This window comes from Acinetobacter portensis, from assembly GCF_010646905.1.
Taxonomy (GTDB): domain Bacteria; phylum Pseudomonadota; class Gammaproteobacteria; order Pseudomonadales; family Moraxellaceae; genus Acinetobacter; species Acinetobacter portensis.
Window position 1 is genome coordinate 2,962,696 of record NZ_JAAARQ010000002.1, and the last position, 25,119, is coordinate 2,987,814.

The following is a 25,119-nucleotide window of genomic DNA, read 5'->3' on the forward strand; positions in this document are numbered from 1 at the left end:
AATGTTAATTATATCATCCACGTTTTTTTATAAACGCATAAAGTCGTTAAATAATGCCAAGAGCATCATGCTCCCAAGCAGTACCATACCAATTTTCAAACCAACCATTTGTATTTGTTCAGAAACTGGTTTACCACGTATTAGTTCTATAAAATAATAAACTAAATGTCCACCATCCAGCATAGGAATTGGCAATAAATTTAATATACCAAGACTTACACTCATAAGCGCCATAAATGAGATAAATGTTTGCCATCCCATTTCTGCACTTTGCCCAGCGACTTTTGCAATGGTAATTGGACCAGATAAATTATCTAAGCCAATTAAACCACGAAACATTTTAACAATTGAATTTAAAATCATCCCTGAAATTTGACCCGTCTTATCAACAGCCATAGTCAAAGCTTCAACAGGTGAATATTGAATCATTTGTTTATATTCAGCAGGTACTGTAACCTTTCCTGGATCACTTTGTACACCAAGAACACCAGAAACATTACCCATATTATCTCGTTTACCCTGAGGCATCACCTCAAGATGAACCAATTTATTTTGTCTTAATACATCTATTTTTAATAGTTTTTCTGGTGAAGATTGAACCACTTTAACAACATCAAACCAATCATTCATTTTAATGTTATCAATGGCAATAATTTTATCACCTACTTTCATCCCTTGACGAATTGCAGCACCATCATCACTAAGTTTGGTAATAAAAGCTGAAATATGCGGACGGTATGGCGTAAAACCTAATGATTCTAATGGTGATTGACTTTGATCTTTTAGAAAATCTTGAATTGGAAGTTTAAAGTTTTCCGATTTGCCAGCACGATCAGCATCAACACTAATCACACCTGTTTCACCTACTCGATCAACCAGTGCAAAGTTTAATTTTTCCCAAGATGAAACAGCTGTCCCATCAATTGCTGTAATTTTATCACCGACTTGCATTTGTACAGTTGCAGCAGGTGAATTTGGAACAATACTACCAACTCGTGTATTTAGCTGTTCTTGAGATGGAAGAAATAATATCCAAAATAGAACCACAGCAAAGGCTAAATTAATCAATGGTCCCGCAGCAACAATTGCAATTCGTTTCCATGGATGTTGTCTATTAAATGCTTTTGGCAAATCTTCTTCTGAAACATTACCTTCGCGCTCGTCTAACATTTTGACGTAGCCACCCAAAGGCAATGCAGATAATTGATATTGAATACCCGATTTTTTAGATGTCCATTTTAAAAGTGTTGGACCAAAACCAATGGAATAAACAAGAACTTTAACGCCTAATTTACGTGCCACAAAATAATGACCAAATTCATGAATCGCAATTAAGGGACCAAGCAATAAAATGGCTGCGACTATCATAAAAATGGCATTCATTTTGTTACTCCGTTAACATCCAATCACAAATTGTTGAGCAACTATACGAGCTTCTTGATCGACTTGTAAAATTGTTTCAATCGATTCAGCAGGTGCAATTGCAATACTATTTAAAGTTTTTTCAACAATTTTAGGGATATCTGTAAATTTTATTTTATTCTTCAAAAATGCAGCAACTGCAATTTCATTAGCAGCATTTAAAATTGCAGGTGCTAAACCACCTACTTTCATGGCTTGTCTTGCTAAATCCAATGCAGGAAAACGTGTTGTATCAGGTTCTTGAAAATCTAATTGATTATTCATAAATAAATTAAGCGGTGGCACATGTGTCTGAATGCGCTTAGGCCACGCTAAAGCATGAGCGATAGGTGTACACATATCAGGATTGCCCATTTGTGCCAAAGTTGAACCATCTACATATTGAACTAAAGAATGAATAATACTTTGTGGATGAATTACAACTGTAACAAATTGTTCTTCTACTGCAAACAAATGACAGGCTTCAATCAACTCCAAACCTTTATTCATTAGTGTCGCAGAATCGACAGATATTTTCTGCCCCATTGACCAATTTGGATGCTTACACGCTTGTGCAGGTGTAACCGTTTCCAATTGCTCTAACGAATGATTTAGAAATGGCCCACCCGAAGCTGTAAGCAAAATTTGTGAAACACCTTGCTTTGGCTTTCCATTACGCTCAGTTTGTAAATAATCTTGAGGTAAACTTTGGAAAATTGCGTTGTGTTCTGAATCTACAGGCAAGAGTAAAGCGTTTGACTCACGTGCAGTTTGCATCATGATATCACCAGACATCACCAATGCTTCTTTGTTTGCAAGCAATACCCGCTTACCTGCTTTCACTGCAGCCAATGTTGGTAACAAACCAGCCGCACCCACAATTGCCGCCATCACAATATCAACAGATGAATGTTCGGCAACAGCTATTAATCCTGCCTCATCTGATAAGATTTCAATATCAACAAGCTTTTCAGCATTTAATTTTTGCTTTAATTCATCTACTTTTTGAGCAGGAACAACTGCAACTTTAGGATGAAACTGTTTGCATATTTGAACAAGTTCATCAATTCGACTATGTGCTGTAACCGCAAATACCGAATATTGATCTGGATGTTGCTCTAGTATTTTTAAGGTACTTTGACCAATTGAACCCGTAACACCTAATATACAAACAGTTTGAGACATTTATAAATCTACGCCAATAAGTTTTAAAACATACAGACCTACTGCAAATACTGGAGCTGCAGCAAGTAAAGAATCAATACGATCTAATACGCCACCATGACCAGGTAAAATTCGACCTGAGTCTTTAATGCCTGCACGACGTTTGATCATTGACTCTAACAAGTCACCCAATACTGAACTAAATACAGTAATGACTGAAAGAATCAAAAATAGAATATGTTGAATCAGAGTTAAATCTAGATAAACCACTTCAACCACAATAATAATAATTGTAGTTACAAACACACCACCTAATAAGCCTTCAATCGATTTATTTGGGCTCACATGAGGTGCTAGTTTACGTTTACCTAGTTTACGCCCCACAAAATATGCACCACTATCTGCGCCCCAAACCAATAGGAACAAGTACATTAACCACCAAGGAGAACTATCCCAAACGGAAAAAATTGCAGTAATAGCTGCCGAAATGAGGACAAAACCAATAAAATGAAGGGAAATATTATACCAACCATCATATTCTGGGTATGACTTCACCCAACGAATACTCAGGAACCAGATAAATATAGATGCTATCCATAGCAACAGTGCAATATCACTGTAATAGAGAGCAAGCGCTGAAAGTGCTACTGTAATTACACCAAAACCCCAAGCCATTGGTTTTATTACACTATCAGTTGTCTTAGGCATGAGTTTAAACCACTCATAACCAGCAACCCCAGCAGCAACAATCATCAACACCAGCATTGGATAGTCTGATTGCGTTGCAAACATACAACTCAATACCACAGCCACCAAAACCAATGCGGTAATAATCCGCTCTAACATGTATTAATTCTCAAATTTCTTTTGTTGAATTTGCTCTGAAGTTTTACCAAAACGACGTTCGCGATTTGCAAATTCTGCAAGCGCAAAATCGAACTCTTCGACAGTAAACTCAGGCCATAATGTTTTGCTAAAATATAACTCTGCATATGCTGCTTGCCATAATAAAAAATTAGACAAACGATAATCTCCACCTGTACGGATCAACAAATCCACAGCTGGTAAATCACTCAAGCTAACATATTGACCAAATACTTCTGTATCGATGTCATCAAGTTTTAATTTATCATTTTTAACATCTAAGGCAATTTGTTTTGCAGCTTGCGCCATATCCCACATACCACCATAACTAATTGCAATAGTTAAGGTCATGCTGTCGAACTTAGCAGTCCTTTCTTCAGCTTGCAACATAAGGTCACGCAATTTTGAAGATAACAGAGTCCGATCCCCAATAAAACGCAAAGCAATATTAAACTCTTCCATGCGTGGAATTTGCTCAAGAATTGTGTCTTCCAACAATTGCATGAGTAAATCAACCTCGAACTGAGGGCGATTCCAGTTTTCACTCGAAAAAGCAAAAACAGTCAGTGCCTCAATTTTTCTTTTTCGGCAATGCTCAACAATTGGATCTAGGACATTTTTACCTTCGCGGTGTCCACTACCTGTATCCAATTGATTTTTTTTAGCAAAACGATTGTTGCCGTCCATAATGACGGCAACATGTTTCGGAAGATATAAACAGTCTTCAACTTGGGTCATTAAATTAGACCTTCATTAATTCTGCTTCTTTCGCAGCCAAGCGTGAATCTACTTCAGCTACGAATTTATCTGTCATTTTTTGAACTTCATCACCTGCGCGACGATCATCATCTTCAGAGATTTCTTTCTCTTTCAATAATGCTTTAACATCACCCAAAATATCACGGCGAATATTACGAAGTGCAACTTTTGCATTTTCTGCTTCAGAACGCGCAACTTTCTGCATGTCACGACGTGTTTCTTCAGTTAATGCTGGAAGTGGAACACGAATTGCATCTGCTGTAATAGGGTTCAAACCTAAGTCAGACTCACGAATGGCTTTATCAATTGCAGCAACCATTGTACGTTCAAAAGGTTGAACAAGTAATGTGCGTGAATCTTCAGCACCTACGTTTGCAACTTGGTTCAAAGGCACATCTGAACCATAGTAAGGCACCATTACACCATTGAGAATTGATGGGTGCGCGCGACCTGTACGTACTTTTTGAAAACCTAAGTCTAAAGACTCAAGTGTCTTTTGCATGCGTTGTTCGCCGTCTTTCTTAAGATCGTTAATCATATGATCTTCCTTACTAAATTCTTTGAGATGTAATTACTAAAATAGCGTGTAGTATAAAGAGCTTTCAGGCCCACGTACATTAATTCGTAACGTGAGTTCCTTCTTTTTCACCCATTACGACTGAAAGTAAAGCGCCTGATTTATTCATATCGAATACTTGTAGTGGCACATTGTGATCACGACATAAACAAATTGCTGTTAAATCCATCACACCTAATTTTTCGTCAAGAACTTGATCAAAAGTTAATGTGTCATATTTAACAGCATCATCAAATTTACTTGGGTCTTTGTTGTAAACGCCATCTACTTTTGTTGCTTTCAAAATTAAATCAGATTCAATTTCGATACCACGTAAGCATGCAGCTGTATCGGTTGTAAAGAATGGATTACCCGTTCCCGCAACAAATACACATACTTCACCACGTGTTAAATGACGAATCGCATCACGGCTTGAGTAAGACTCAACTACAGTACCAATAGGCAATGCAGACAATAAACGTGTTTTGATATTACGACGCACCAAAGCATCACGTAATGCCAAACCGTTCATCACAGTTGCAAGCATACCCATTTGATCGCCCGTTACGCGACCAACCAAACCATCTTTTTGTAATTGGCTACCACGGTATAAATTACCACCACCAACAACAATACCAACTTGAACACCTAAACCAACTAAATGCGCAATTGCCAAAGACATTTGATCGAGTACTTGTGCATCGATCCCCATGTCTTTATTACCCGCAAGCGCTTCGCCTGAAAGTTTTAACAGAATGCGGCCAAAACGTGGCTTTTTAGAATCCATCATCAAAAACTCCAAATTATCTAATTTAAATTATTAGGTATTCAAATCTTAAGCAGATTTAATCGAGATCAGTTTTGCATATAAATCGTATTCATCTGCATCTGTAATTTCGACTTCAAGTAAATCACCAGACTTAATTAACGACTTATCGATATCTTCAACAAAAACATTACCATCAATTTCAGGTGCATCCGCATATGAACGTGCAATTGCAACTGGGAATTCTTCATCCAAGTCATCAACCAACACCGTCATCACTTTACCAATACGCTTTTGTAATTTCGCAGCAGAAATGGCTTGTTGGACTTCCATGAAGCGCTCGTAACGCTCTTGTTTGATTTCTTCAGGAACATGATCTGGTAAATCGTTTGCTGTTGCACCTTCAACTGGTGAATACGTGAAACAACCCACTCGATCTAACTGAGCTTCTTTCAACCAATCCAACAACATTTGGAAGTCTTCTTCGGTTTCACCTGGGAAGCCAACAACAAATGTAGAGCGAATAACAAGATCAGGGCATTTTTCACGCCATACTGTTAAACGATCTAAAGTATTTTCACTATGTGCTGGTCGCTTCATCAGTTTTAAGATGCGCGGACTGGCATGTTGAAAAGGAATGTCTAAATATGGCAGGATTTTACCTTGTGCCATTAAATCAATAACAGCATCTACATGTGGATATGGGTATACATAATGTAAACGAACCCAAATACCAAGCTGACCTAAAGCTTCACACATGTCGAAGAATTTAGTCTTAACCGGCTGACCATTCCAGAAGTCAAGTTTGTATTTAGTATCTAAACCATAAGCAGAAGTATCTTGGGAGATCACTAATACTTCTTTCACACCTGCATTTTTCAATGCTTGTGCTTCGCTTAATACAGAACCAACAGGACGAGAAACTAAATCACCACGCATACTTGGAATAATGCAGAACGTACAACGATGGTTGCAACCTTCTGAAATTTTCAAATAAGCATAATGTTTAGGCGTAAGGCGAATACCTTGCGCTGGAACTAAATCGATAAATGGATTGTGTTTTGGTGGCTCAGGCACATATTCGTGCACAGCTTCCATCACTTCTTGATATGCCGCAGCACCTGTAACCTTTAATACATTTGGATGCATTTCACGGATTTTTGCTTCGTCTTTACCGAGGCAGCCTGTCACAATAACACGACCGTTCGCGCTCATGGCTTCGCCAATTGCGTCTAAAGACTCTTGTACTGCAGATTCAATAAAACCACAGGTATTTACAACAACTAAATCCGCACCGTCATAATCTGACGCTACATCATAACCTTCAGTCTTCAACTGAGTTAAAATTCGTTCGGAATCTACCAATGCCTTAGGACAACCTAAAGAAACAAAACCGACTTTGGGGATTTCATGAATCTGCGCTCCACTATAATGCGCATATTGTATGTCTTTTCTAAACATAAAAATAGTTATAAAGCCCACTCTTTACATGTCGCACCAAAATACAGCCATAAAAATAATCATATAATTACAGTCGCACCATTATTGTGCATAAACTATTTACATTGTTTTCTCTATCCGCTATATCTTTGTAGATCGGAACAATTTAAGGGCATTTTTGAATTTTTAGTAGCAATTTTTGCCCAATTTAAACAAGTTGGCTCAGATGTTGCAGTAACTTGCATCAATTATGTTCTTTTTTTCGGAATTATTGCTTTACGAAGATGCTTCTGCATTTTGCAAACAGGACTTTATAACAAATGGATCAAGACTCGACTATCGACTATCGTTTGTTGGTAGATAATTTGGCCACTGCCATTCTACTGGTCGACAGTAATCTGAATATTTTTTATCTAAACTCATCTTGCGAAACCTTGTTTGATATTAGTTTATTACGTGCTGCGGGTCAGCCTGTTCTTAATTTACTTCACGTTCCAAGCGATGAGTTTAATACAGAAGAAGCCTTAAATAATTCTATTCGTACGGGGCAACCTTATACACGTCGTGAAGCAACCATCAATGTTAACTTCAAAGACATTCATGTCGATTACTCTGTTTCTTTATTAAATTACTCAAAAACATATCACCCTTTACTGTTGATCGAATTAAATCCGATTGATCGAATGTTAAAAATATCAAAAGAAGAAAAATTCGTTCAACAACATCAAGTGGCACGCCAACTCATACGTGGTGTTGCGCATGAAATTAAAAACCCTCTTGCAGGCATTCGAGGTGCGACCCAACTACTTGCAAGAAGCCTGAACGATCCACAATACGCAGAATTTACCGATATTATTATTAGTGAAGTTGATCGTTTACGTGTATTAGCAGATACGATGCTAGGTTCAAGACAATTACCAAGTTACGAACCAACGAATATTCATGAGCCTTTAGAACGTGTACGTTCGCTGATTAGCAATCAAACCAAAAAGAAAATCAAAATTACACGTGACTATGACCTCTCTTTACCCGATGTCCTTGCCGATCGAGATCAACTCATTCAAGTCATTTTAAATATTGGCGCAAATGCCGTACAAGCCATGACAGAAAATAAAGAGTTCTTTGTCGACCATCAACCAGAACTATTTTTAAGAACAAGAATTCAACGCCTTGTCACCATTAATAGCGTATTGAACCGCTCTGCTGTTCGTATTGATATTGAAGACAATGGCCCAGGTGTACCAGAAGATATTTTAGAGTCTGTATTTTATCCTTTAGTGACAGGACGTGCTAAAGGAACGGGACTTGGTTTAAGTATCGCGCAAAACATAATGCATCAACATAACGGAATGATTGAATGCCAATCAGTTCCAGGAAAAACAATCTTTAGCTTATATTTACCTTGGGAGTCGAATCATGTCGAGAAATAAAATATGGGTCATTGATGACGATCGCGCCATGCGCTGGGTATTAGAAAAAACATTTAGAGAAGAAGGTTTCGATGTTACAAGTTTTGAAGAAGCTCAATCTGCTTTAGATCAACTTACATTAGAAGCACCTGATGTCATTTTAACAGACATTCGTATGCCGGGAATTGATGGTCTTACATTCTTAGGAAAAGTAAAAGCCAACTTCCCCGACCTTCCTGTCATTATTATGACGGCGCATTCAGATTTAGAATCTGCAGTTTCAAGTTATCAAACAGGTGCTTTTGAATATTTACCGAAACCTTTTGATATTGATGAAGCTCTTGCCTTGGTAAATCGTGCAATTTTGCACATTACTAAGCTACAACAACAAGAATCTGCAAAAACAGCACCGCCAATTCAATCTACAGAAATAATTGGCGAATCACCTGCAATGCAGGAAGTATTCCGCGCCATTGGTCGTTTATCTCAATCGCATATTACTGTTTTAATTAATGGTGAATCTGGTACAGGTAAAGAACTTGTTGCACATGCGCTTCATCGCCATTCTCCACGTAGCAGCAAACCATTCATCGCACTGAATATGGCTGCCATTCCAAAAGATTTAATTGAAACTGAATTATTTGGACATGAAAAAGGCGCTTTTACAGGTGCAAATACGCAGCGCCAAGGTCGTTTCGAACAAGCCAATGGCGGTACGCTATTTTTAGATGAAATTGGTGATATGCCCTTTGAAACGCAAACACGCTTACTTCGTGTTTTAGCAGATGGCGAGTTCTACCGTGTTGGCGGACATATTCCTGTAAAAGTAGATGTACGAATTGTTGCTGCAACACATCAAGACTTAGAAAAGCTAGTTCATGATGGACGTTTCCGTGAAGATTTATATCACCGTTTAAATGTGATTCGTATTCATATTCCAAAACTTGCACATCGTAGCGAAGATATTCCTATGCTTGCACAGCATTTTCTTGCTCGCGCAGGTAAAGAACTTGGTGTTAGCCCTAAAATCTTACGTCAAGAAACCCAAGAATACATTCAAAAACTACCTTGGCCGGGTAATGTACGACAACTTGAAAATACGTGTCGTTGGCTAACGGTGATGATTACAGGTCGTGAAGTTTATCCTGAAGATTTACCATCGGAACTTAAACAAATTCCGTTAAGTAAAATGCCTGAAGGTGAAATTCCACCTAATATTGAGCGCATTACGATTCATCACTGGGATGAATTATTGGGTCAATGGGCAGGTCAAAAGCTTCAGAATGGTGAAATGAAGATTTTAGATATCGCCATTCCAATGTTTGAACGCTCACTCATTAATGCTGCGCTTCAACAAACTCGAGGTCGTAAACGTCATGCTGCCGAATTACTTGGCTGGGGACGTAATACACTCACACGTAAGCTAAAAGAATTAGGTATGGACACTGTAGATGATGACGTTGAAGAAGAAGTAGAAACTCCCAATTAACTTAATACATCTAAAATAAAAAAGCTCCAATATGGAGCTTTTTTATTACATTCTTTTTAGCAATTTATTCATCAAACTTAAGCTTGAACAAAACCGACATATCTTGAAAGATTTTGTGCACCTAAATCGCTTTGATAAATCACATAATTTGGATAATTTGTATTGGTCAATTCTTCAAACATATTGAGCTGATCATCATGTGCGTGAATTTCATCTACGCTACGCGACATACTGTGTTCAAATTCATCTGAAATATATTCAAAACCCAAGTCCATCGCAATAAATAAAACATGATCACACGGCTGAACATATTGCTCCTCAGTCCAGTCAATTACAGCATGTTTACAATGAGGACATTGAATATTATCTGTTGCAGTCATATTGGTTTGAATAAGTTGATAAGCCATTTTAGTCACAACAGAAAATTAAATATCCGACATTATAAAAGAATATGCAGCAGAAATTAATCAAAGAATTCTACAATTGCTGTATCCATACTGAATTTAGCCGCCACAATTTTTAATTCCCCATCTTCAACACGTTGCTTTAAGAATGAAGAATTCTCACATAACTCAATCACAATATTCTTCGCATTTTCTTGTATGGCTAATTTTGCAATTTCAGCTAATTCTGCGGTTTTATTGTTTTCATAAACATCAATAACCGTTGGCTTAATATCATCAACTATTTGCTGTAAGTTTTCAGGTAAAACTTTATTCGGATTACGACACACATTAATAGTCGATGCAATTGCACCGCAATCACTATGCCCAAGAACAACCACCAAGGGAATTTCGTATTGCTTTACGGCATATTCAATACTTCCAATTTGTGATGGCTTAGCGATATTCCCCGCCACACGAATCACAAATACATCACCAAAACCTTGTGAAAATATTTGCTCGGGCAATACCCGTGAATCTGAACAACTCAAAATAACAGCCATTGGCTTTTGATCCGCCATCATAATTTGATGTGCATCTTCAAAACGTTGCACAGCAATCTCACCTGAGCTAAATTTACGATTCCCTTCAACTAAAATATCTAAGGTTTGTTCTGCCGTATAACGCATAATATGAACTACAAAAAGTGGAAGTTTCAAATCTTAGAGAAATGTAAAATTAGCAACAAATAAAACAATTCAAATCACACTATTTAAAACATAAAACCTGAGTTCCACTACATTTAAACTCTTATAAATACACGAAAAAAATTGATAATTTTACTAAATTAAAATTGACTTTATAGAACAATGAAAATTTAATGAGCATATTGTTGCATAAAGAGAATATAAAAATGCTTACAGATTTAGATGATTTTTCTTGTTTTGCTATGGTTGTTGAACATGGCGGCTTTAGTGCAGCCGAAAGAGCAACTGACATACCAAAATCAAAATTAAGTCGTCGCGTACATAATCTTGAAGAGCGTTTAGGTGTTCGCTTAATTCAACGCAGTTCACGCCATTTTGCTGTGACTGATATTGGTATGAATATCTATCGCCATGCTCAAGTTATGCTGAATGCAGCTCAAGCAGCACACGAATTAGTGGATCATTTAAGTACCCAGCCTCGTGGCTTAATTAAAATTAGCCTGCCTGTATCAATTGCTCAAAATGAAATGGCAAAAATTTTGCCAGACTTCCTCAAGAAATACCCTGAAATTAAACTACAGATGATGGTAACAAACCGTCGTGTAGACATTATCAATGAAGGGATTGATATTGCTTTACGTGTTCGCTCAAGCCTAGATGATGACCCAAGCCTAATCATTCGTCGTTTTGCAAATATTGAACAACATTTATTTGCAACACAAGCCTATTTAAATGAACATGGCGACCTCAAAACACCTGAAGATCTTACAAAACATCAAATATTAAGTATGGCTGATGAGCATATAGATCAATTTATTACCGTTTATAACAATCAAAATGTGCAGAAAAAAATCAAAGTAAACCCTACGATCATGGGATCAGATTTACTCATGATTGCTCAGCTTACAAGTCAAAACTGTGGCGTGGCTTTACTTCCAGACCCTATTGCAAAAGATTATGTACAAAATGGGCAACTTGTTCGTGTTTTACCCGACTGGAAATCACAACATGGTATATCTCATGCGGTTTATCCATCTAAACGTGGTTTACTACCTGCTGTTCGCGTTTTTATTGACTATCTTGTTGAACACTTAAGCCAACACTAAGTTTTTCAGAAATGAATGACAATAAAAAGCCCATCAAATAGGATGGGCTTTTTTCATATACGCATTTCGTTCTTTTTAAATTTCAGGATATGAACCTACACCTTCAGGCCATGGCGTCAACAACTCAAAACCAGTATCTGTCACAACAACCATGTGTTCCCACTGCGCAGACAAAGATTTATCTTTTGTAACTACAGTCCAACCATCTTTCAGCTCTTTCACGCCAGATTTACCTGCATTAATCATAGGTTCAATGGTAAAGACCATGCCTTTTTTCAGCACCATACCTTGACCCGCTTGACCATAATGTAAAACACTAGGTTGTTCATGATAAGTCGTGCCAATACCATGTCCGCAATATTCACGTACCACTGTATAACCATCTCTATGTGCTACACTTTGAATAGCAAAACCAATATCACCCAATGTTGCACCTGGTTTTACCGCATGAATACCCGCAACCATGGCTTCATATGTCGTGTCACATAATTTTTTTGCAGCAGGTGAAACATCACCTACATAGTACATTCGACTTGTATCGCCAAAGTATCCATCTTTTATAATTGCAACATCAATATTAATAATATCGCCATCTTGCAATACCGTTTTCTGAGATGGAATACCGTGACATACCACCTCATTCACAGAAATACATGTGGTTTTGGTATAACCGTAATAACCCACATTGGCAGGAATTACCTTTAATGTATTAACAATAAAATCATTACAAATATCATCTAAGTATTCAGTCGTGACACCAGGCTTTACGTATTCCCCTATCATCTCTAAAACTTGCGCAGCCAGTCGCCCAGAAATACGCAACTTTTCTATATCTTGCTCAGTTTTAATTTTAACAGCGGAAGCTCGCATCTCTTTATGTCCGAAATTACATGAATGTTTATTATAGTCCTTTTAAACCTACATGTAAGCGAATGTACAAAATTCTCAAGCACCACCATAGGTTGGTTTTTAAACACTTAACCATTTTTTACAAAAAATTAAATAGATGCTTTATTTATCAAAACTGGCTTAACCATGATGATTTATTCTTAATTTACACTTTAAAATCATATGTATAATTTAAATCATATTTTAATTTTAGTTTAATTTTATATTTCGCATATTAAAAACACTCATATCTCACTGTATTTCGATTAGAAAATAAGAGCTTATTACTCTAAAATCGCCATTTTTGTTAAATACCGATCTCCTCCATGACGAATTTACGTACACGGGATATTATTGCCTTAGGTTTTATGACCTTTGCACTATTTATCGGTGCAGGCAACATTATCTTTCCACCTATCGTGGCACAGCAAGCAGGTGAACACGTTTGGTTAGCAGCTTTTGGCTTTTTAATCACGGCTGTTGGCTTACCTGTAATTACCATTATTGCTCTTTCACGCGTTGAAGGTTCTATTCAAAACCTCAGTTCACCTTTAGGTAAAGTGGCTAGTCTTATTTTGACGATCTCATGTTACCTTGCTGTAGGTCCTTTGTTTGCAACACCACGAACTGCAACCGTTTCTTATGAAATTGGCTTCTCTTCTTATTTTGGTACATCTGCTTCAAGCTTACTAATTTACAGTGCGATTTATTTTTCACTTGTAACGCTTGTTTCTTTATATCCAAATAAAATTTTAGATACGATTGGATATTTCCTATCTCCACTTAAAATCTTATCTTTGGTTATTTTAGGTGTTGCTGCATGTTTCATCCCATCGGGCTTTGTACCATCTGCCATTGGTAACTATGTAAATAGTCCAGTTTCTGAAGGTTTTGTAAATGGTTATTTAACCATGGACACTTTAGGTGCATTGGTATTTGGTATTGTGATTATTAATGCAATTCGCTCACGTGGTGTAACCGATGCAAAATTAACAACACGTTATGCTGTTATTGCAAGTTTAATTTCAGGTGTTGGCTTAACTTTAGTTTATTTAAGTTTATTTAAACTTGGTTTAGGTAGCCATGAAGTTGCTGCAAATGCTGCAAATGGTGCGGTAATTTTACATGCTTACGTACAACATGCTTTTGGTGACTTTGGCTCGATTTTCCTTAGTGCGATGATTTTTATTGCATGCATGGTTACAGCTATTGGCCTTACTTGTGCATGTGCTGAGTACTTCTCACAGATTACTAAACTTGCCTACAAATACTGGGTATTTATTTTAGTTGGCTTCTCATTTGTTATTTCTAATTTAGGTTTAACAAAACTAATTGCATTCTCTGTACCTGTTTTAAGCGCACTTTACCCACCTGCTATTGTCGTGATTCTTCTTGGTTTCTGTTGGAATTTTTTCAACAATCCATCTCGAGTAATTACACCTGTTACAGCAATCGCATTTCTTTTTGGTATTGTAGATGGCTTAAAAGTTGCTGGTTTAGATCAATATCTACCTGCTTCTCTCACACATTTACCATTAAGTTCACAAAATTTAGCATGGCTTATCCCATCTTTATGCGTACTGGTGATTTGTATTGTGATCGACAAAGTTAAAAAATAATCAAAATTAACCTTTGTTCTTTAAAGTTATGTTTTACCCAAATATAACTTTGCATATAATCAATAATTGTCTAGTTTTACCCAAACAGACTTTTATTGTTTATAGATCACAATTCAAAGCACAAAATTGACATAAAAATAATTTAATACTTTTATCCAATATATTTGGCATACATTATGCTTTAACTTTATTCATGTATTTTTAATGAAATCCATTGTTCGATAAATATTAAAGCCACCTTATTTATGTAACCAATTAATATTTATTATGTAAATGGTAGTATTAGCCATTGAAATACAATCAAATACAGCGTACAACTAATAAATCAATTTCCGATCAAAATACTATGATTTAGTAAAACCCTAAGGAGGGATGGAGATGTTATCAACACATTTCAACAAAGAAATCTTCATTAACACTCTAAAGACCAAACACATGGTGACGTATTTAAGCACCACTTTTGCTCTTATGATGATTTTAGCTATACATGGCGTCATTCAAGGCAACTTAAAACCTGAATTCTTTGTATATGCTTTTGTTGTTTCACTTGCTTTTGCTATGTGGAACATCATCGATCACAAATGTCGTAAAACCTTAAAGCGTAAAACATTTGATTAGAAGGTGGATGCTCGTCATCCATCTTCAAAATCATACAAATACAAATACAAATACAAATACAACCTAATCATGAAAAGCTTATCAGCATTTTCAATATTTGAATCCACATTCCATTCAACATCTGACCTTCAAGTCAAAAATATCATTCAGTTTCTTTTGGGAACTTGTGTACATTATTGGCTATAAATTACATTCAATGACTGAATTCCCGCTATGACCACATTTGAAGATATCCAAATTCAATGTCGCGATAATTATGTATTATCAGGACGATACTACCCTTCGAAATCAAATACAAAACACTCCCACCCCATTCTTATTTGTCCTGCTACAGGCATTACAAAAAATTTCTATCACTCATTTGCTGAATGGTTAAGTGAACAAGGCTATAACGTATTAAGTTTCGACTTTAGAGGCATTGGAGATTCACTTCACGGTCGAATTAAAGACTCAAAAGCCAGTATTGTGCAATGGGGTCAACTCGATATTCCTGCGGCAATTGAAACACTATTAACAAAAACAGGCACAGAGAAAGTCATTATTTTAGGGCATAGTGCTGGAGGACAGCTTTTAGGGATTGTGCCAAATTATGAAAAAGTCGCTAAAGTTGTTGCTGTATCAGGCTCTACAGGACATGTGAAAGGCTTAAAAGGTCGCACAAAAATTCTTGCACCTCTTATGTTTAAAGCTGTTTTCCCGTTAGCAAGACACAGTATTGGCTATGGCCCAACAAATGCTATTGGTATGGGTGAAAACCTACCGAAAGATGTTGCAAAACAATGGGCTCAATTCTGCGGTAAATCTGGCTATATCATCAATGCAATTGGGCACAGTGTTCATGTAAATGACAACTATCATGAAAAAATTAGCGCACCTATCATTTCTCTTTGGTCATCCGATGATAAAATTGCAACCGAAGCCAATGTAAAAGATTTACTGCGTTTATACCCCAACAGCCAAACCCATATGATTGAACTCAATCCTCAAGCTTATAACCATAAAACGATTGGGCATATGCTTATGTTTAAGAAATCCCATCAAAACTTATGGTCAATTATTGAAAATGAGCTCCACATAAATTAATACCCAACCCTGCACTACGAAATGTAAAAAGCCTCACAATCGTGAGGCTTTTTATTTACAGCTTAAAATTAGTGACGAATTAAAACTGTTTTGATTCTATTAGAATCCATTTCGGTCACTTCAAAGCTAATTCCTTGATAATTCAATGTAGAACCAACCTGCACTTCACTTTCAATTTTTTCTAGTATTAGACCTGCAACACTAATATATCCTGCATCATCTTCAACAAGATCTAACATTCCAAGTTCAAGCTCAAGCTGATACACATCAAGCATGCCACTCGCCTTCCATGTCGTCTCATCTAGCTTCACCAAATCAAGCTGTTCATCTGCATCGGGGAATTCACCCGCAATAGCTTCAAATACATCTAAAGGTGAAACAAGACCTTGAACTGCGCCAAATTCATCACTCACCAAAACTAAAGATCCTTTTGATGTACGTAATGTATTAATAGCATCAATCACTTTCATTTTCTCGAAAATGTAAATTGGACGATGACGCTTAATCAAATCTTTCAACTGATCTTGATCATCTACAACATCCAGTAATTCTTTGGCACGAACAACACTAATCACTTTATCTAGGCTGCCTCGGCACACTGGAAATAAGCTGTGTGGTACAGATAAAATCTTTTCACGGATTTCTTCTGGACTATCGTCTAAATCCACCCAAGAAATTTGGCTTCTTGGCGTCATAATAGAAGCAACCGAACGCTCAGCAAGTGTTAATACGCCACCAATCATGTAACGTTCTTCATCAGCAAATGTTTCTTTTGCCTCACGAACATGACCATCAGCATCTTGAGTTGTAAGCTGTCCGCCCATCAATTTTAATATCGAATCTGCAGTACGGTGACGTAGTGGAATTTTCGACTCGTGTTTCACCACGTTCCGCTTTGAAAATTGATTAAATGCTTCAATCAGAATTGCAACGCCAATACCTGAGTAAATATACCCCTTAGGAATATGGAAACCAAAGCCTTCTGCAATTAAGCTAATACCAATAAGTAAAAGGAAGCTTAAACAAAGAATGACCACTGTAGGATGTCTATTTACAAATACAGTGAGTGGTTTAGATGCAATTAACATCACAATAACAGCAATGGTCACAGCTGCCATCATCACGTAAATATTATCGACCATACCAATGGCAGTAATAACTGAATCTAGCGAAAATACGGCATCAAGCACAACAATTTGTGCAACCACCATGGTAAAACCAGCATATACAACTTCTGAGGTTGATTGAACTTCTGGCTTTCCTTCAATTTTTTCATGTAGTTCTGTAACGGCTTTGTACACCAAAAACAAACCACCAAATAATAGAATCAAGTCTCGACCAGAGAATGATAAATCTGCAAATTGTACGATGGGTTTTGTTAAAGTGACTAGCCACGCAATAACAGAGAGAAGTCCTAAGCGCATAAATAACGCTAAAGAAAGACCAATAATACGTGCTTTATCTCGTTGTTCTGGAGGAAGTTTTTCAGCTAAAATAGCAATAAAGACTAAGTTATCAATACCAAGAACAATTTCCAAAATTATTAGTGTTATTAAACCAACCCAAATTCCTGGATCTAATAAAAACTCCATTAGTCCACTACTCCATTTTGGTTAGTCGGAAACTGTGTATAAAGACCTGCGCGCTGCGACGGATCCATGTTTTAAACCTATTCAACAATAATTAACACTATTATGCATAAACTTTTAATTTTGTAATTTATTTTTTTAGAATATCTCATAAACCACTAATAACTAATAATATTTTTACAATAAAAACAACACAACAATTTTTTAAGTTCAAATATTATAATTAGAGTAATTTTCACATATAGCAGCCATTTTTTTTATTTAACCACCTCATAAAAATATACAATAAAACAACATTAACACACATTAAATAACATTTAAATTAACCAATAATGTGAAGCAATTTACCTAAGCCATTAAAAACAAATACCTTGACCACATTAAAGAATTTTAAGAAATACTTGAAATAGTGAACGACTTCACATAAAATATTAACCGTTCAGAAACTAAAATTAGAAAACAATTCAAATATAAAGGCAAAACCATGAGTAAAAAATACACAAAATTTCTACCAAGTTCAGAAAACTTTTCATTAGAACAATTTCCATATTATTGGATTTCTCAAGTCTATTCTCAACAAGTCAACCAAGTTGATCATGCATTAAAGAAATATGGCCTAGATAATTCACGCCGTCGACTTCTTATGGCATTAAAATCTAAGCCAGATGCTAGTGTTTCTGATTTATCAGATATGGTTATATCTAAGATGTCAACAACAACTAAAATCGTATACCGCCTTAAGGATGAAGGTCTAGTACAGACTTATTCTTGTGAAGATGATGCTCGTATTACTCGTGTTGTTCTTACCGATAAAGGAAACGAAATGACAAACAAAATTAACGACCTAACAGCCGTTGTTTTAGAACAGTCTTTCGAAGGATTAACACCTTTACAAATTGAAAAAATGATTGAAACTTTACGTCATATTTTCAAAAACTTATCACGTTAATACTTTTAAAATACAATAAGAATGTATGGAATATTTCTTTTAATAAAAAATATATCTCCTTAAATTAAATTATTTCCAACAATAAAGTCCCCATTTAACGGTTTAATTTTAAAAACAACTGAACATAAAAAAGCCTCGAAAGAGGCTTTTTTATTTAACAATTAGATCTCAGATGAAATTAATCACCTGTATAACCTTTTAGCTTCAAACGTGCAGCATGCAATAGAGGCTCTGTGTAACCAGATGTCTGTTCAGCCCCTTTAAAAACTAAGTCATAAGCCGCTTGATAAGCATAACCATTAAAGTCAGGTGCCATTGGCGTATAAAGTGGATCATTCGCATTTTGCTCATCCACAATTTTAGCCATACGTTGCATAACTTCTTCAACTTGCTCTTTGCTTACAACACCATGACGCAACCAGTTTGCAACGTGCTGTGAAGAAATACGTAATGTTGCACGATCTTCCATTAAACCAACGTTATTGATGTCTGGAACTTTAGAACAACCTACGCCTAAATCGACCCAACGAACAACATAACCTAAAATACCTTGAAGATTGTTTTCAAGTTCTTTGGTTTTTTCTTCAGCAGTCCAGTTTGTATCTGTAGCCAATGGCGGTGTTAACAAATCATCTAAAGGAAGTGCTTCGGTTTGTAGCAACTCTTTTTGACGTTCAGAAACATTACATTGATGGTAATGAATTGCGTGAATTACCGCACCAGATGGAGATGGAACCCATGCACAGCTCGCACCTGCTTCAGGATGTTCAATTTTAGTTTTGTACATATCTAAAAGCATATCTGGTTTTGGCCACATGCCTTTACCAATTTGTGCTTTACCACGTAAACCTGTTTGCAAACCAATCATTACATTTCGGTTTTCGTAAGCTGGGAACCAAATTTGCGATTTAACTTCAGTTTTACGAACAAATGGACCTGCTTCCATAAAGGTATGAATTTCATCACCCGTACGATCCATGAAACCTGTATTGATAAAGATCGTACGATCTTTAGCTTGAGCAATACAGTTTTTCAAGTTTACAGATGTACGACGCTCTTCATCCATAATACCTATTTTTAGCGATTTTGCAGGTAAGCCCAATGCTTGCTCTGAACGAGTAAATAATTCAACAGCAAATGCAACCTCTTCTGGACCATGCATTTTTGGCTTAACAATATACATAGAACCCTTACGTGAGTTTCTATTTTCGTTTTCGCCTTTAATGTCTGCAAAAGTAAGTAACGGTGTAATTAAGGCATCCATGATACCTTCATAAATTTCAGCACCATCTACCAAAATTGCAGGATTCGTCATTAAGTGACCAACATTACGAAGTAACATGAGTGAACGACCATGAAGTTTCGCAACACCACCATTTAAATCGCTATATGTACGGTCTTTATTTAAAGTACGTGTTACTGTTTTACCATTTTTTTCAATAGATTCAGCCAACGTACCTTTCATTAAGCCTAACCAGTTACGGTAGCCTTCTACTTTTTCTTCTGCATCTACAGCAGCAATTGAATCTTCTAAATCTTGAATAGTTGTTACAGCAGACTCAAGAACAAGGTCTTTTACGCCAGCAGCATCTGTTTGACCAATTGGGCTTGTCGCATCAATTTCAATAATGACATGCAAACCATTGTTCAATAGTACGATTTCTTTTGGAGAAGATGTATCACCATTAAAACCAACAAATTGAGCTTCTTTTACTAAAGTCGTTGTCGAACCATTTTTTAGCGTTATAGCTAATTTTTTACCATCAACAGCATATTTTGTAGCATCTGCATGCGAACCTGATGCTAATGGGAAGGTTTCATTTAAGAAGTTTTTAGCAAATGCGACAACTTTTTCGCCACGTACAGGGTTATAACCTTTGCCTTTTTCAGCACCACCATCTTCAGGAATTACGTCAAAACCGTAAAGTGCATCGTACAAAGACCCCCAACGTGCATTTGCTGCATTTAAGCAGTAACGTGCGTTACGAACTGGTACAACCAATTGTGAACCTGCTAAAAGTGCGATTTCTTCATCTACATTTTCAGTGGTAATTTGAAAATCTTCTACTTCTGGTAGCAAGTAGCCAATTTCTGTTAAGAAAGCTTTGTAAGCCCCCAATTCAAATTTGTTATTACGGTGCCATTCATCAATTTTTGCTTGAATGTCATCGCGCTTTGCAAGCAATGCTTTATTTTTAGGACTAAGATCAACGACAACTTGTTCAAAGTTTTTCCAGTAAGTGTCACTGTTTAAACCAGAACCTGGTAATGCTTCATTTTCGATAAAATCGTAGAGTTCTTTAGCAATTGCTAACTTGCCTTTTTGAATACGTGCAGTCATTGTCTTTCCTGATATTGCTACTTTTTATACAAGAGTTTCTAGTATACCCATTTATACTTTAGTGAATAGCATTATCACATTGCTAAATATTCATCATTTATTATCAAATAGATACCTATATTTTTAATAAATTTATAGCTAGAAATGCAACAATAATATTCGCTTGAATACTCTTTTATAATGTATAAATTTTCTGTATTACGAAATTAGACTTAAGTTCAGATTTTTGTTTTAAAACTATACAAAGCCTAGGGTTCATTAAACTAAATGGACAAAGATTAAGCCATGAAATTCCCTACTTGTCGACCCAATCAACAAAAATACACACAATAAAAAAGCACCTAAATTTAGATGCTTTTAATTAAAAACCTAAGGACTTTAGATGTTTTTATGTTCAGTATTTAAGTAGTCATCTGACTGCATTTCGAGCAACCGTGAACGCGTGCGTTCAATTTCAAAGGCTAATTTTTCACCTTCGTAAAGATCAATAATTGAATCTTCAGATGTAAGAAGCAATTTTACCCCTCTATCATAGAATTCATCGACCAAATAAATAAAGCGTCGCGTCCCCTCAGATAAATAATCATTCAAATGCGGAACATTACTGACCAAAACAGTATTATAAACATTCGCAATTTCAATAAAATCTGCAGGACTACGTGGTTTTAAACAAAGCTCTGAATATTCACACCACAAAACATCTTCAGTATGGCTAATTGTTTCCACAATACGACTATTAATAATGATCGGCTCTTGTGACTGAACTTGAGTTTGCGTTAATGCTGCATAACGCTGAGACATCCACAATTTATGTTCATGCGTTAATGGCGATTTAAACAATTGTGCCTGCTTTAAAACACGCAAACGATAATCCACACCAGCATCTACATTTAGCACGATACAGTTTGTTTTAACTAGCTCAATTGTTGGAATAAAACGATCGCGGTGAATACCATTTTTATATAATCCATCTGGCGCAATATTTGATGTTGCAACCAATGTTACTCCACGAGCAAAAAGCTTTTGGAATAAATCACTCAAAATCATTGCATCCGTTACGTTAGAAACAAAAAATTCATCAAAACAAATCACCACAGCATCTTTATAAATTTGATCTGCAACTAAATCTAAAGGATTTCTTTGCCCTGAAAGTTTATTGAGTTCTTTATGTACGTGCTGCATAAAATGATGAAAATGCATGCGTGTTTTTCGACGAAATGGTACTGAATCGTAAAATTGATCCATCAACCATGTTTTTCCACGTCCTACACCACCCCACATATAAACGCCTTTAGGCGGCACTTGTTTACGAAAACGACGAAATGCTTTTTTAGATGCTTTATAGCGCTGAATTAATTCTTGCCATACTCGATCTAACTCATGCACAGCCTGAGCTTGAGCCTCATCTGGCATAAATTGTCCTGAAGATATTGCCTGTGCATATCGGTCTGCAGGTGACATCGGATTAAACGCTGTATTGATTGAGTGTAAATCTGGCATATTTTTCAAGACTAATTTTGGGCTGATGGATTATAACGAAGATTCTCATACATTTTATATAACACTTTTGAATAAATAAGCTTAGGCTATTTATATTGCCGCGGGCTATGTCCAAACCATCTTTTAAATGCATGGTTAAACGCAGCTGGCTCTGAATAGCCCAGTAATTCAGCAATTTTTTCAATAGAATATTCCTGATATTCTATTAATTTAAGTGCTTTATATTTAATGATATCTTCACGAATTTGTGTGTAGCTCGTTTGCATTTGTTGTAACTGATGACGCAATGTTCGCTCAGGTATTTTTAATACCTTAGATGTTTCAGCCATAGTGGGCATTGATCCCACTTGAAGCTCTAAATAATCTGTAACACGCTGTATAAGTGATGGCTCCAAATAATGTACATTTAAACGAATTAACTCCGCGATACATTTCTGCTCATAAACTTTAAATGAAATTGGATCAGCAGATGTTACTTTCTCATTCAATACCACTGAGTCAAAATAAAAGATGGTATGCTCTGAATCAAATTTAATATTATCGCCAAATATATCTATATACATTTGCTTTATAAAAGATTTTTCTGGAGATTTAAATGGTAAATTCACACTTAACGATGGAAATTTTAAATCCATCATATTGTATAAGTCTTGAATAAATCGATAAGTACCTGAAACTTCACAATGCGCCAAAAATTGCCCCAACTGCGTTTTCAAATCTAAAGGTTTCAATATTAATGCAACTTTATCGTCCAAATACTGAACATGAATTTGCCCACTTAAATGAGTTAAACAGCTATATTCCATAACCTTTTCAAGCATTTTTTGAATATTTTCACTTGTAACAAGCAACATTAACAATGAACTATAACCCACTAAAGAATAATGCTGACCAATTATTAATCCTTGTTCTGGCTCAAGTCCTTCACCTAATATTTCTAAAACATCTCGCTCCAAACTTGGGTGAATAATAGAGCTTGGGTCTATCGCACTTTCACTCAACCCTATTCTTTTTAATTTTTGGTCGACATCAATCCCTGCTTTACGCATTCCTTGAATTAAATACAATAAACTCAGAATTGATCTTTTCATGTAAAACGATATTTAGGCTTTTGTATTTTTTACTCTATTTAATATAACTTTCATATTGCCGAAACTATCAATATTTAAGCCTATAGAAGCATATGACTGCTGTGATGAGCTATTTATATCAATATTCGATATAGAAAATAATAAATACATGATGTTCTATTAGATATACATTCCCCTTCATTTAGACCAAAAAATTTCGGTGTAGGCGATGCTTAATCCATGACATCCCTAGAAGATAAAGCAAAAAAACATCAATGTGAAATTTTCATTCTATACAATAAAGTCATCAATTGATTCAGACTAAAGATGCAAATAATAACTGAAAGCTAAAAATTGATGATGATCGTCTTTTATATCCATAATCGAGTTAAAATTTAACTTTATGTAAATGATAAAAACAAATACACATTAAAATAGTCATAATAGCCGAGTGTTTTTAATCTACTTTTTTATATGCAATCTATTTGGCTTATTACTCAGTTACTTATTTGTTTAGCATTGGGCTTTTTATGTGCCCATCGCATTCCAAAATTTATAGAAAAAATTTCATTTAAAGTTTTACCCTATTTTTCTTATATTTTGCTATTCGCAATTGCTTTTGAATTTTCACAAATCATTGAAACGATTTCACACCCTCAACTTATACTTAAAAATGCCCTCGCACTTTCATTAAGTACCACTTTGGGTACTTTTATATGTTGCTATCTCATTTTTAAAACTGTGGGATATTCATCAACACACGGTAAAGTTTCTTTAGATTTATTTTTAAAATCATTAATTAATATTAGCTACGCCCTTATCACACTTGCCGCAGGTTATTTCAGTGCATCACTATTACAATCTATAGATTATTCACTACATTTAAATTCTTGGTATTTACTTCTTATTTTTATGTTCTTAATTGGTCTAGATTTAGCCCACTCACCGCTCGATAAATCTTGGATCAATTGGAAAATTTTGCTTGTTCCTGTAGGTGCAATTATTGGTTCTTTATTGGGTGCATGTTTTAGTCTTTTAATCACTCAGAATATAGCCTTAAAAGACCTGATTGTGCTTTCACAAGGATATGGATTTTATTCCATGACAGGCATTGTTATTACAGAATTACGTAATGCTGAATTGGGAAGTATTGCCTTAATGAATGATTTATTTAGAGAAATTATCGCAATTTTACTCATGTATATACTGGGATGGAAATACCCAAGATCTGCAATTGCAGCAGCGGGTGCAACATCAATGGATGCAACATTACCTATGGTTAAACAAGCATGCGGTAATGAATTTATTCCGCATGCCATGGTCAGCGGTTTTATTCTCTCTATTCTCGCACCCATTGTGGTGAGTATATTGGCAGCCATATAGCCCTATCTCTAACTCTCTCCCAATGGGAGAGAGAA

The 25,119-nt window shown here is 35.9% G+C and carries 22 protein-coding genes; 8 read left to right on the forward strand and 14 right to left on the reverse strand.

Translation table 11 applies throughout. The features are described 5' to 3' along the window. Positions 1-27: 27 nt before the first annotated feature. From rseP to rimO, 7 genes are all read right to left on the reverse strand, one after another. A complete protein-coding gene (gene rseP, locus GTK57_RS14010; RefSeq protein WP_163124325.1) occupies positions 28-1,383 on the reverse strand; it encodes an RIP metalloprotease RseP in 1,356 nt (451 codons plus the stop codon). 12 nt (positions 1,384-1,395) lie between these two features. Then, on the reverse strand, positions 1,396-2,586 hold the full coding sequence (ispC, locus tag GTK57_RS14015; protein ID WP_163124328.1) for a 1-deoxy-D-xylulose-5-phosphate reductoisomerase: 1,191 nt from the start codon (positions 2,584-2,586) through the stop codon (positions 1,396-1,398). Then, complete coding sequence (locus GTK57_RS14020; protein ID WP_163124331.1) at positions 2,587-3,411, reverse strand: phosphatidate cytidylyltransferase; 825 nt, start codon at positions 3,409-3,411, stop codon at positions 2,587-2,589. A 3-nt stretch (positions 3,412-3,414) separates the two neighbouring features. Next, the gene (gene uppS, locus GTK57_RS14025) at positions 3,415-4,167 is read right to left on the reverse strand and encodes a polyprenyl diphosphate synthase (RefSeq protein ID WP_163124334.1); all 753 of its coding nucleotides are present in this window, start codon (positions 4,165-4,167) and stop codon (positions 3,415-3,417) included. A gap of 4 nt (positions 4,168-4,171) precedes the next feature. Beyond that, positions 4,172-4,726 carry a ribosome recycling factor gene (frr, locus tag GTK57_RS14030; protein ID WP_152873508.1) on the reverse strand — a complete coding sequence of 185 codons (555 nt, stop codon included), beginning with the start codon at positions 4,724-4,726 and terminating at the stop codon, positions 4,172-4,174. Between the two features lie 79 nt (positions 4,727-4,805). After that, positions 4,806-5,534, reverse strand: a complete 729-nt coding sequence (gene pyrH / locus GTK57_RS14035; RefSeq protein WP_152873507.1) for a UMP kinase — start codon at positions 5,532-5,534, stop codon at positions 4,806-4,808. Between the two features lie 45 nt (positions 5,535-5,579). After that, positions 5,580-6,971 (reverse strand): 30S ribosomal protein S12 methylthiotransferase RimO, encoded by a 1,392-nt coding sequence (gene rimO, locus GTK57_RS14040; protein WP_163124337.1) that lies wholly within the window; start codon positions 6,969-6,971, stop codon positions 5,580-5,582. Positions 6,972-7,270: 299 nt separating this feature from the next. Between rimO and glnL the strand changes: the two genes are divergently transcribed. Together glnL and glnG are read left to right on the forward strand one after the other, a co-directional pair. Continuing rightward, the gene (glnL, locus tag GTK57_RS14045) at positions 7,271-8,380 is read left to right on the forward strand and encodes a nitrogen regulation protein NR(II) (RefSeq protein ID WP_152873505.1); all 1,110 of its coding nucleotides are present in this window, start codon (positions 7,271-7,273) and stop codon (positions 8,378-8,380) included. After that, positions 8,367-9,848 (forward strand): nitrogen regulation protein NR(I), encoded by a 1,482-nt coding sequence (gene glnG / locus GTK57_RS14050; RefSeq protein ID WP_163124340.1) that lies wholly within the window; start codon positions 8,367-8,369, stop codon positions 9,846-9,848. The genes glnL and glnG overlap by 14 nt, the downstream gene beginning before the upstream one ends. A gap of 77 nt (positions 9,849-9,925) precedes the next feature. Here the strand turns inward: glnG and GTK57_RS14055 are convergent, their stop codons facing one another. Together GTK57_RS14055 and GTK57_RS14060 are read right to left on the reverse strand one after the other, a co-directional pair. Then, positions 9,926-10,255 carry a hypothetical protein gene (locus tag GTK57_RS14055; protein WP_152873503.1) on the reverse strand — a complete coding sequence of 110 codons (330 nt, stop codon included), beginning with the start codon at positions 10,253-10,255 and terminating at the stop codon, positions 9,926-9,928. A 56-nt stretch (positions 10,256-10,311) separates the two neighbouring features. Next, complete coding sequence (locus tag GTK57_RS14060) at positions 10,312-10,920, reverse strand: carbonic anhydrase (RefSeq protein WP_163124343.1); 609 nt, start codon at positions 10,918-10,920, stop codon at positions 10,312-10,314. A gap of 224 nt (positions 10,921-11,144) precedes the next feature. Between GTK57_RS14060 and GTK57_RS14065 the strand changes: the two genes are divergently transcribed. Beyond that, the gene (locus GTK57_RS14065) at positions 11,145-12,044 is read left to right on the forward strand and encodes a LysR substrate-binding domain-containing protein (RefSeq protein ID WP_152873501.1); all 900 of its coding nucleotides are present in this window, start codon (positions 11,145-11,147) and stop codon (positions 12,042-12,044) included. 75 nt (positions 12,045-12,119) lie between these two features. On the opposite strand, the gene map is transcribed toward GTK57_RS14065, so the two are convergent. After that, positions 12,120-12,914, reverse strand: coding sequence for a type I methionyl aminopeptidase (gene map, locus GTK57_RS14070; RefSeq protein WP_152873500.1), 795 nt, complete (start codon positions 12,912-12,914; stop codon positions 12,120-12,122). Between the two features lie 344 nt (positions 12,915-13,258). On the opposite strand from map, the gene brnQ reads away from it, so the two are divergent. The 3 genes from brnQ to GTK57_RS14085 all read left to right on the forward strand — a co-directional run bounded on the left by brnQ (position 13,259) and on the right by GTK57_RS14085 (position 16,252). Continuing rightward, positions 13,259-14,551, forward strand: a complete 1,293-nt coding sequence (gene brnQ, locus GTK57_RS14075; RefSeq protein WP_163124346.1) for a branched-chain amino acid transport system II carrier protein — start codon at positions 13,259-13,261, stop codon at positions 14,549-14,551. 378 nt (positions 14,552-14,929) lie between these two features. After that, positions 14,930-15,169, forward strand: coding sequence for a hypothetical protein (locus GTK57_RS14080; protein WP_163124349.1), 240 nt, complete (start codon positions 14,930-14,932; stop codon positions 15,167-15,169). Positions 15,170-15,382: 213 nt separating this feature from the next. Next, positions 15,383-16,252, forward strand: coding sequence for an alpha/beta hydrolase family protein (locus GTK57_RS14085; protein WP_163124352.1), 870 nt, complete (start codon positions 15,383-15,385; stop codon positions 16,250-16,252). 68 nt (positions 16,253-16,320) lie between these two features. Here GTK57_RS14085 and GTK57_RS14090 read toward each other — a convergent pair whose 3' ends face one another. Then, positions 16,321-17,844 (reverse strand): TerC family protein, encoded by a 1,524-nt coding sequence (locus tag GTK57_RS14090; protein ID WP_152873496.1) that lies wholly within the window; start codon positions 17,842-17,844, stop codon positions 16,321-16,323. A gap of 481 nt (positions 17,845-18,325) precedes the next feature. Between GTK57_RS14090 and GTK57_RS14095 the strand changes: the two genes are divergently transcribed. Further along, the gene (locus tag GTK57_RS14095; RefSeq protein WP_163124355.1) at positions 18,326-18,790 is read left to right on the forward strand and encodes a MarR family winged helix-turn-helix transcriptional regulator; all 465 of its coding nucleotides are present in this window, start codon (positions 18,326-18,328) and stop codon (positions 18,788-18,790) included. 178 nt (positions 18,791-18,968) lie between these two features. Here the strand turns inward: GTK57_RS14095 and GTK57_RS14100 are convergent, their stop codons facing one another. From GTK57_RS14100 to GTK57_RS14110, 3 genes are all read right to left on the reverse strand, one after another. Beyond that, a complete protein-coding gene (locus GTK57_RS14100; protein WP_163124359.1) occupies positions 18,969-21,131 on the reverse strand; it encodes a malate synthase G in 2,163 nt (720 codons plus the stop codon). Between the two features lie 378 nt (positions 21,132-21,509). Beyond that, a complete protein-coding gene (gene zapE / locus GTK57_RS14105; protein ID WP_163124362.1) occupies positions 21,510-22,631 on the reverse strand; it encodes a cell division protein ZapE in 1,122 nt (373 codons plus the stop codon). A gap of 86 nt (positions 22,632-22,717) precedes the next feature. Further along, on the reverse strand, positions 22,718-23,722 hold the full coding sequence (locus GTK57_RS14110) for an AraC family transcriptional regulator (protein WP_163124365.1): 1,005 nt from the start codon (positions 23,720-23,722) through the stop codon (positions 22,718-22,720). 453 nt (positions 23,723-24,175) lie between these two features. Here GTK57_RS14110 and GTK57_RS14115 point away from each other — a divergent pair, with 453 nt between their 5' ends. Continuing rightward, positions 24,176-25,084 carry a lysine exporter LysO family protein gene (locus GTK57_RS14115; RefSeq protein ID WP_163124368.1) on the forward strand — a complete coding sequence of 303 codons (909 nt, stop codon included), beginning with the start codon at positions 24,176-24,178 and terminating at the stop codon, positions 25,082-25,084. Positions 25,085-25,119 lie beyond the last annotated feature (35 nt).

What these genes read in the sequence shown, in the direction of transcription:
- rseP (WP_163124325.1), bottom strand. Translation starts at nt 1,383, where the DNA reads ATGAATGCCATTTTTATGATAGTCGCAGCCATTTTATTGCTTGGTCCC.
- ispC (WP_163124328.1), bottom strand. Translation starts at nt 2,586, where the DNA reads ATGTCTCAAACTGTTTGTATATTAGGTGTTACGGGTTCAATTGGTCAA.
- GTK57_RS14020 (WP_163124331.1), bottom strand. Translation starts at nt 3,411, where the DNA reads ATGTTAGAGCGGATTATTACCGCATTGGTTTTGGTGGCTGTGGTATTG.
- uppS (WP_163124334.1), bottom strand. Translation starts at nt 4,167, where the DNA reads ATGACCCAAGTTGAAGACTGTTTATATCTTCCGAAACATGTTGCCGTC.
- frr (WP_152873508.1), bottom strand. Translation starts at nt 4,726, where the DNA reads ATGATTAACGATCTTAAGAAAGACGGCGAACAACGCATGCAAAAGACA.
- pyrH (WP_152873507.1), bottom strand. Translation starts at nt 5,534, where the DNA reads ATGATGGATTCTAAAAAGCCACGTTTTGGCCGCATTCTGTTAAAACTT.
- rimO (WP_163124337.1), bottom strand. Translation starts at nt 6,971, where the DNA reads ATGTTTAGAAAAGACATACAATATGCGCATTATAGTGGAGCGCAGATT.
- glnL (WP_152873505.1), top strand. Translation starts at nt 7,271, where the DNA reads ATGGATCAAGACTCGACTATCGACTATCGTTTGTTGGTAGATAATTTG.
- glnG (WP_163124340.1), top strand. Translation starts at nt 8,367, where the DNA reads ATGTCGAGAAATAAAATATGGGTCATTGATGACGATCGCGCCATGCGC.
- GTK57_RS14055 (WP_152873503.1), bottom strand. Translation starts at nt 10,255, where the DNA reads ATGGCTTATCAACTTATTCAAACCAATATGACTGCAACAGATAATATT.
- GTK57_RS14060 (WP_163124343.1), bottom strand. Translation starts at nt 10,920, where the DNA reads ATGCGTTATACGGCAGAACAAACCTTAGATATTTTAGTTGAAGGGAAT.
- GTK57_RS14065 (WP_152873501.1), top strand. Translation starts at nt 11,145, where the DNA reads ATGCTTACAGATTTAGATGATTTTTCTTGTTTTGCTATGGTTGTTGAA.
- map (WP_152873500.1), bottom strand. Translation starts at nt 12,914, where the DNA reads ATGCGAGCTTCCGCTGTTAAAATTAAAACTGAGCAAGATATAGAAAAG.
- brnQ (WP_163124346.1), top strand. Translation starts at nt 13,259, where the DNA reads ATGACGAATTTACGTACACGGGATATTATTGCCTTAGGTTTTATGACC.
- GTK57_RS14080 (WP_163124349.1), top strand. Translation starts at nt 14,930, where the DNA reads ATGTTATCAACACATTTCAACAAAGAAATCTTCATTAACACTCTAAAG.
- GTK57_RS14085 (WP_163124352.1), top strand. Translation starts at nt 15,383, where the DNA reads ATGACCACATTTGAAGATATCCAAATTCAATGTCGCGATAATTATGTA.
- GTK57_RS14090 (WP_152873496.1), bottom strand. Translation starts at nt 17,844, where the DNA reads ATGGAGTTTTTATTAGATCCAGGAATTTGGGTTGGTTTAATAACACTA.
- GTK57_RS14095 (WP_163124355.1), top strand. Translation starts at nt 18,326, where the DNA reads ATGAGTAAAAAATACACAAAATTTCTACCAAGTTCAGAAAACTTTTCA.
- GTK57_RS14100 (WP_163124359.1), bottom strand. Translation starts at nt 21,131, where the DNA reads ATGACTGCACGTATTCAAAAAGGCAAGTTAGCAATTGCTAAAGAACTC.
- zapE (WP_163124362.1), bottom strand. Translation starts at nt 22,631, where the DNA reads ATGCCAGATTTACACTCAATCAATACAGCGTTTAATCCGATGTCACCT.
- GTK57_RS14110 (WP_163124365.1), bottom strand. Translation starts at nt 23,722, where the DNA reads ATGAAAAGATCAATTCTGAGTTTATTGTATTTAATTCAAGGAATGCGT.
- GTK57_RS14115 (WP_163124368.1), top strand. Translation starts at nt 24,176, where the DNA reads ATGCAATCTATTTGGCTTATTACTCAGTTACTTATTTGTTTAGCATTG.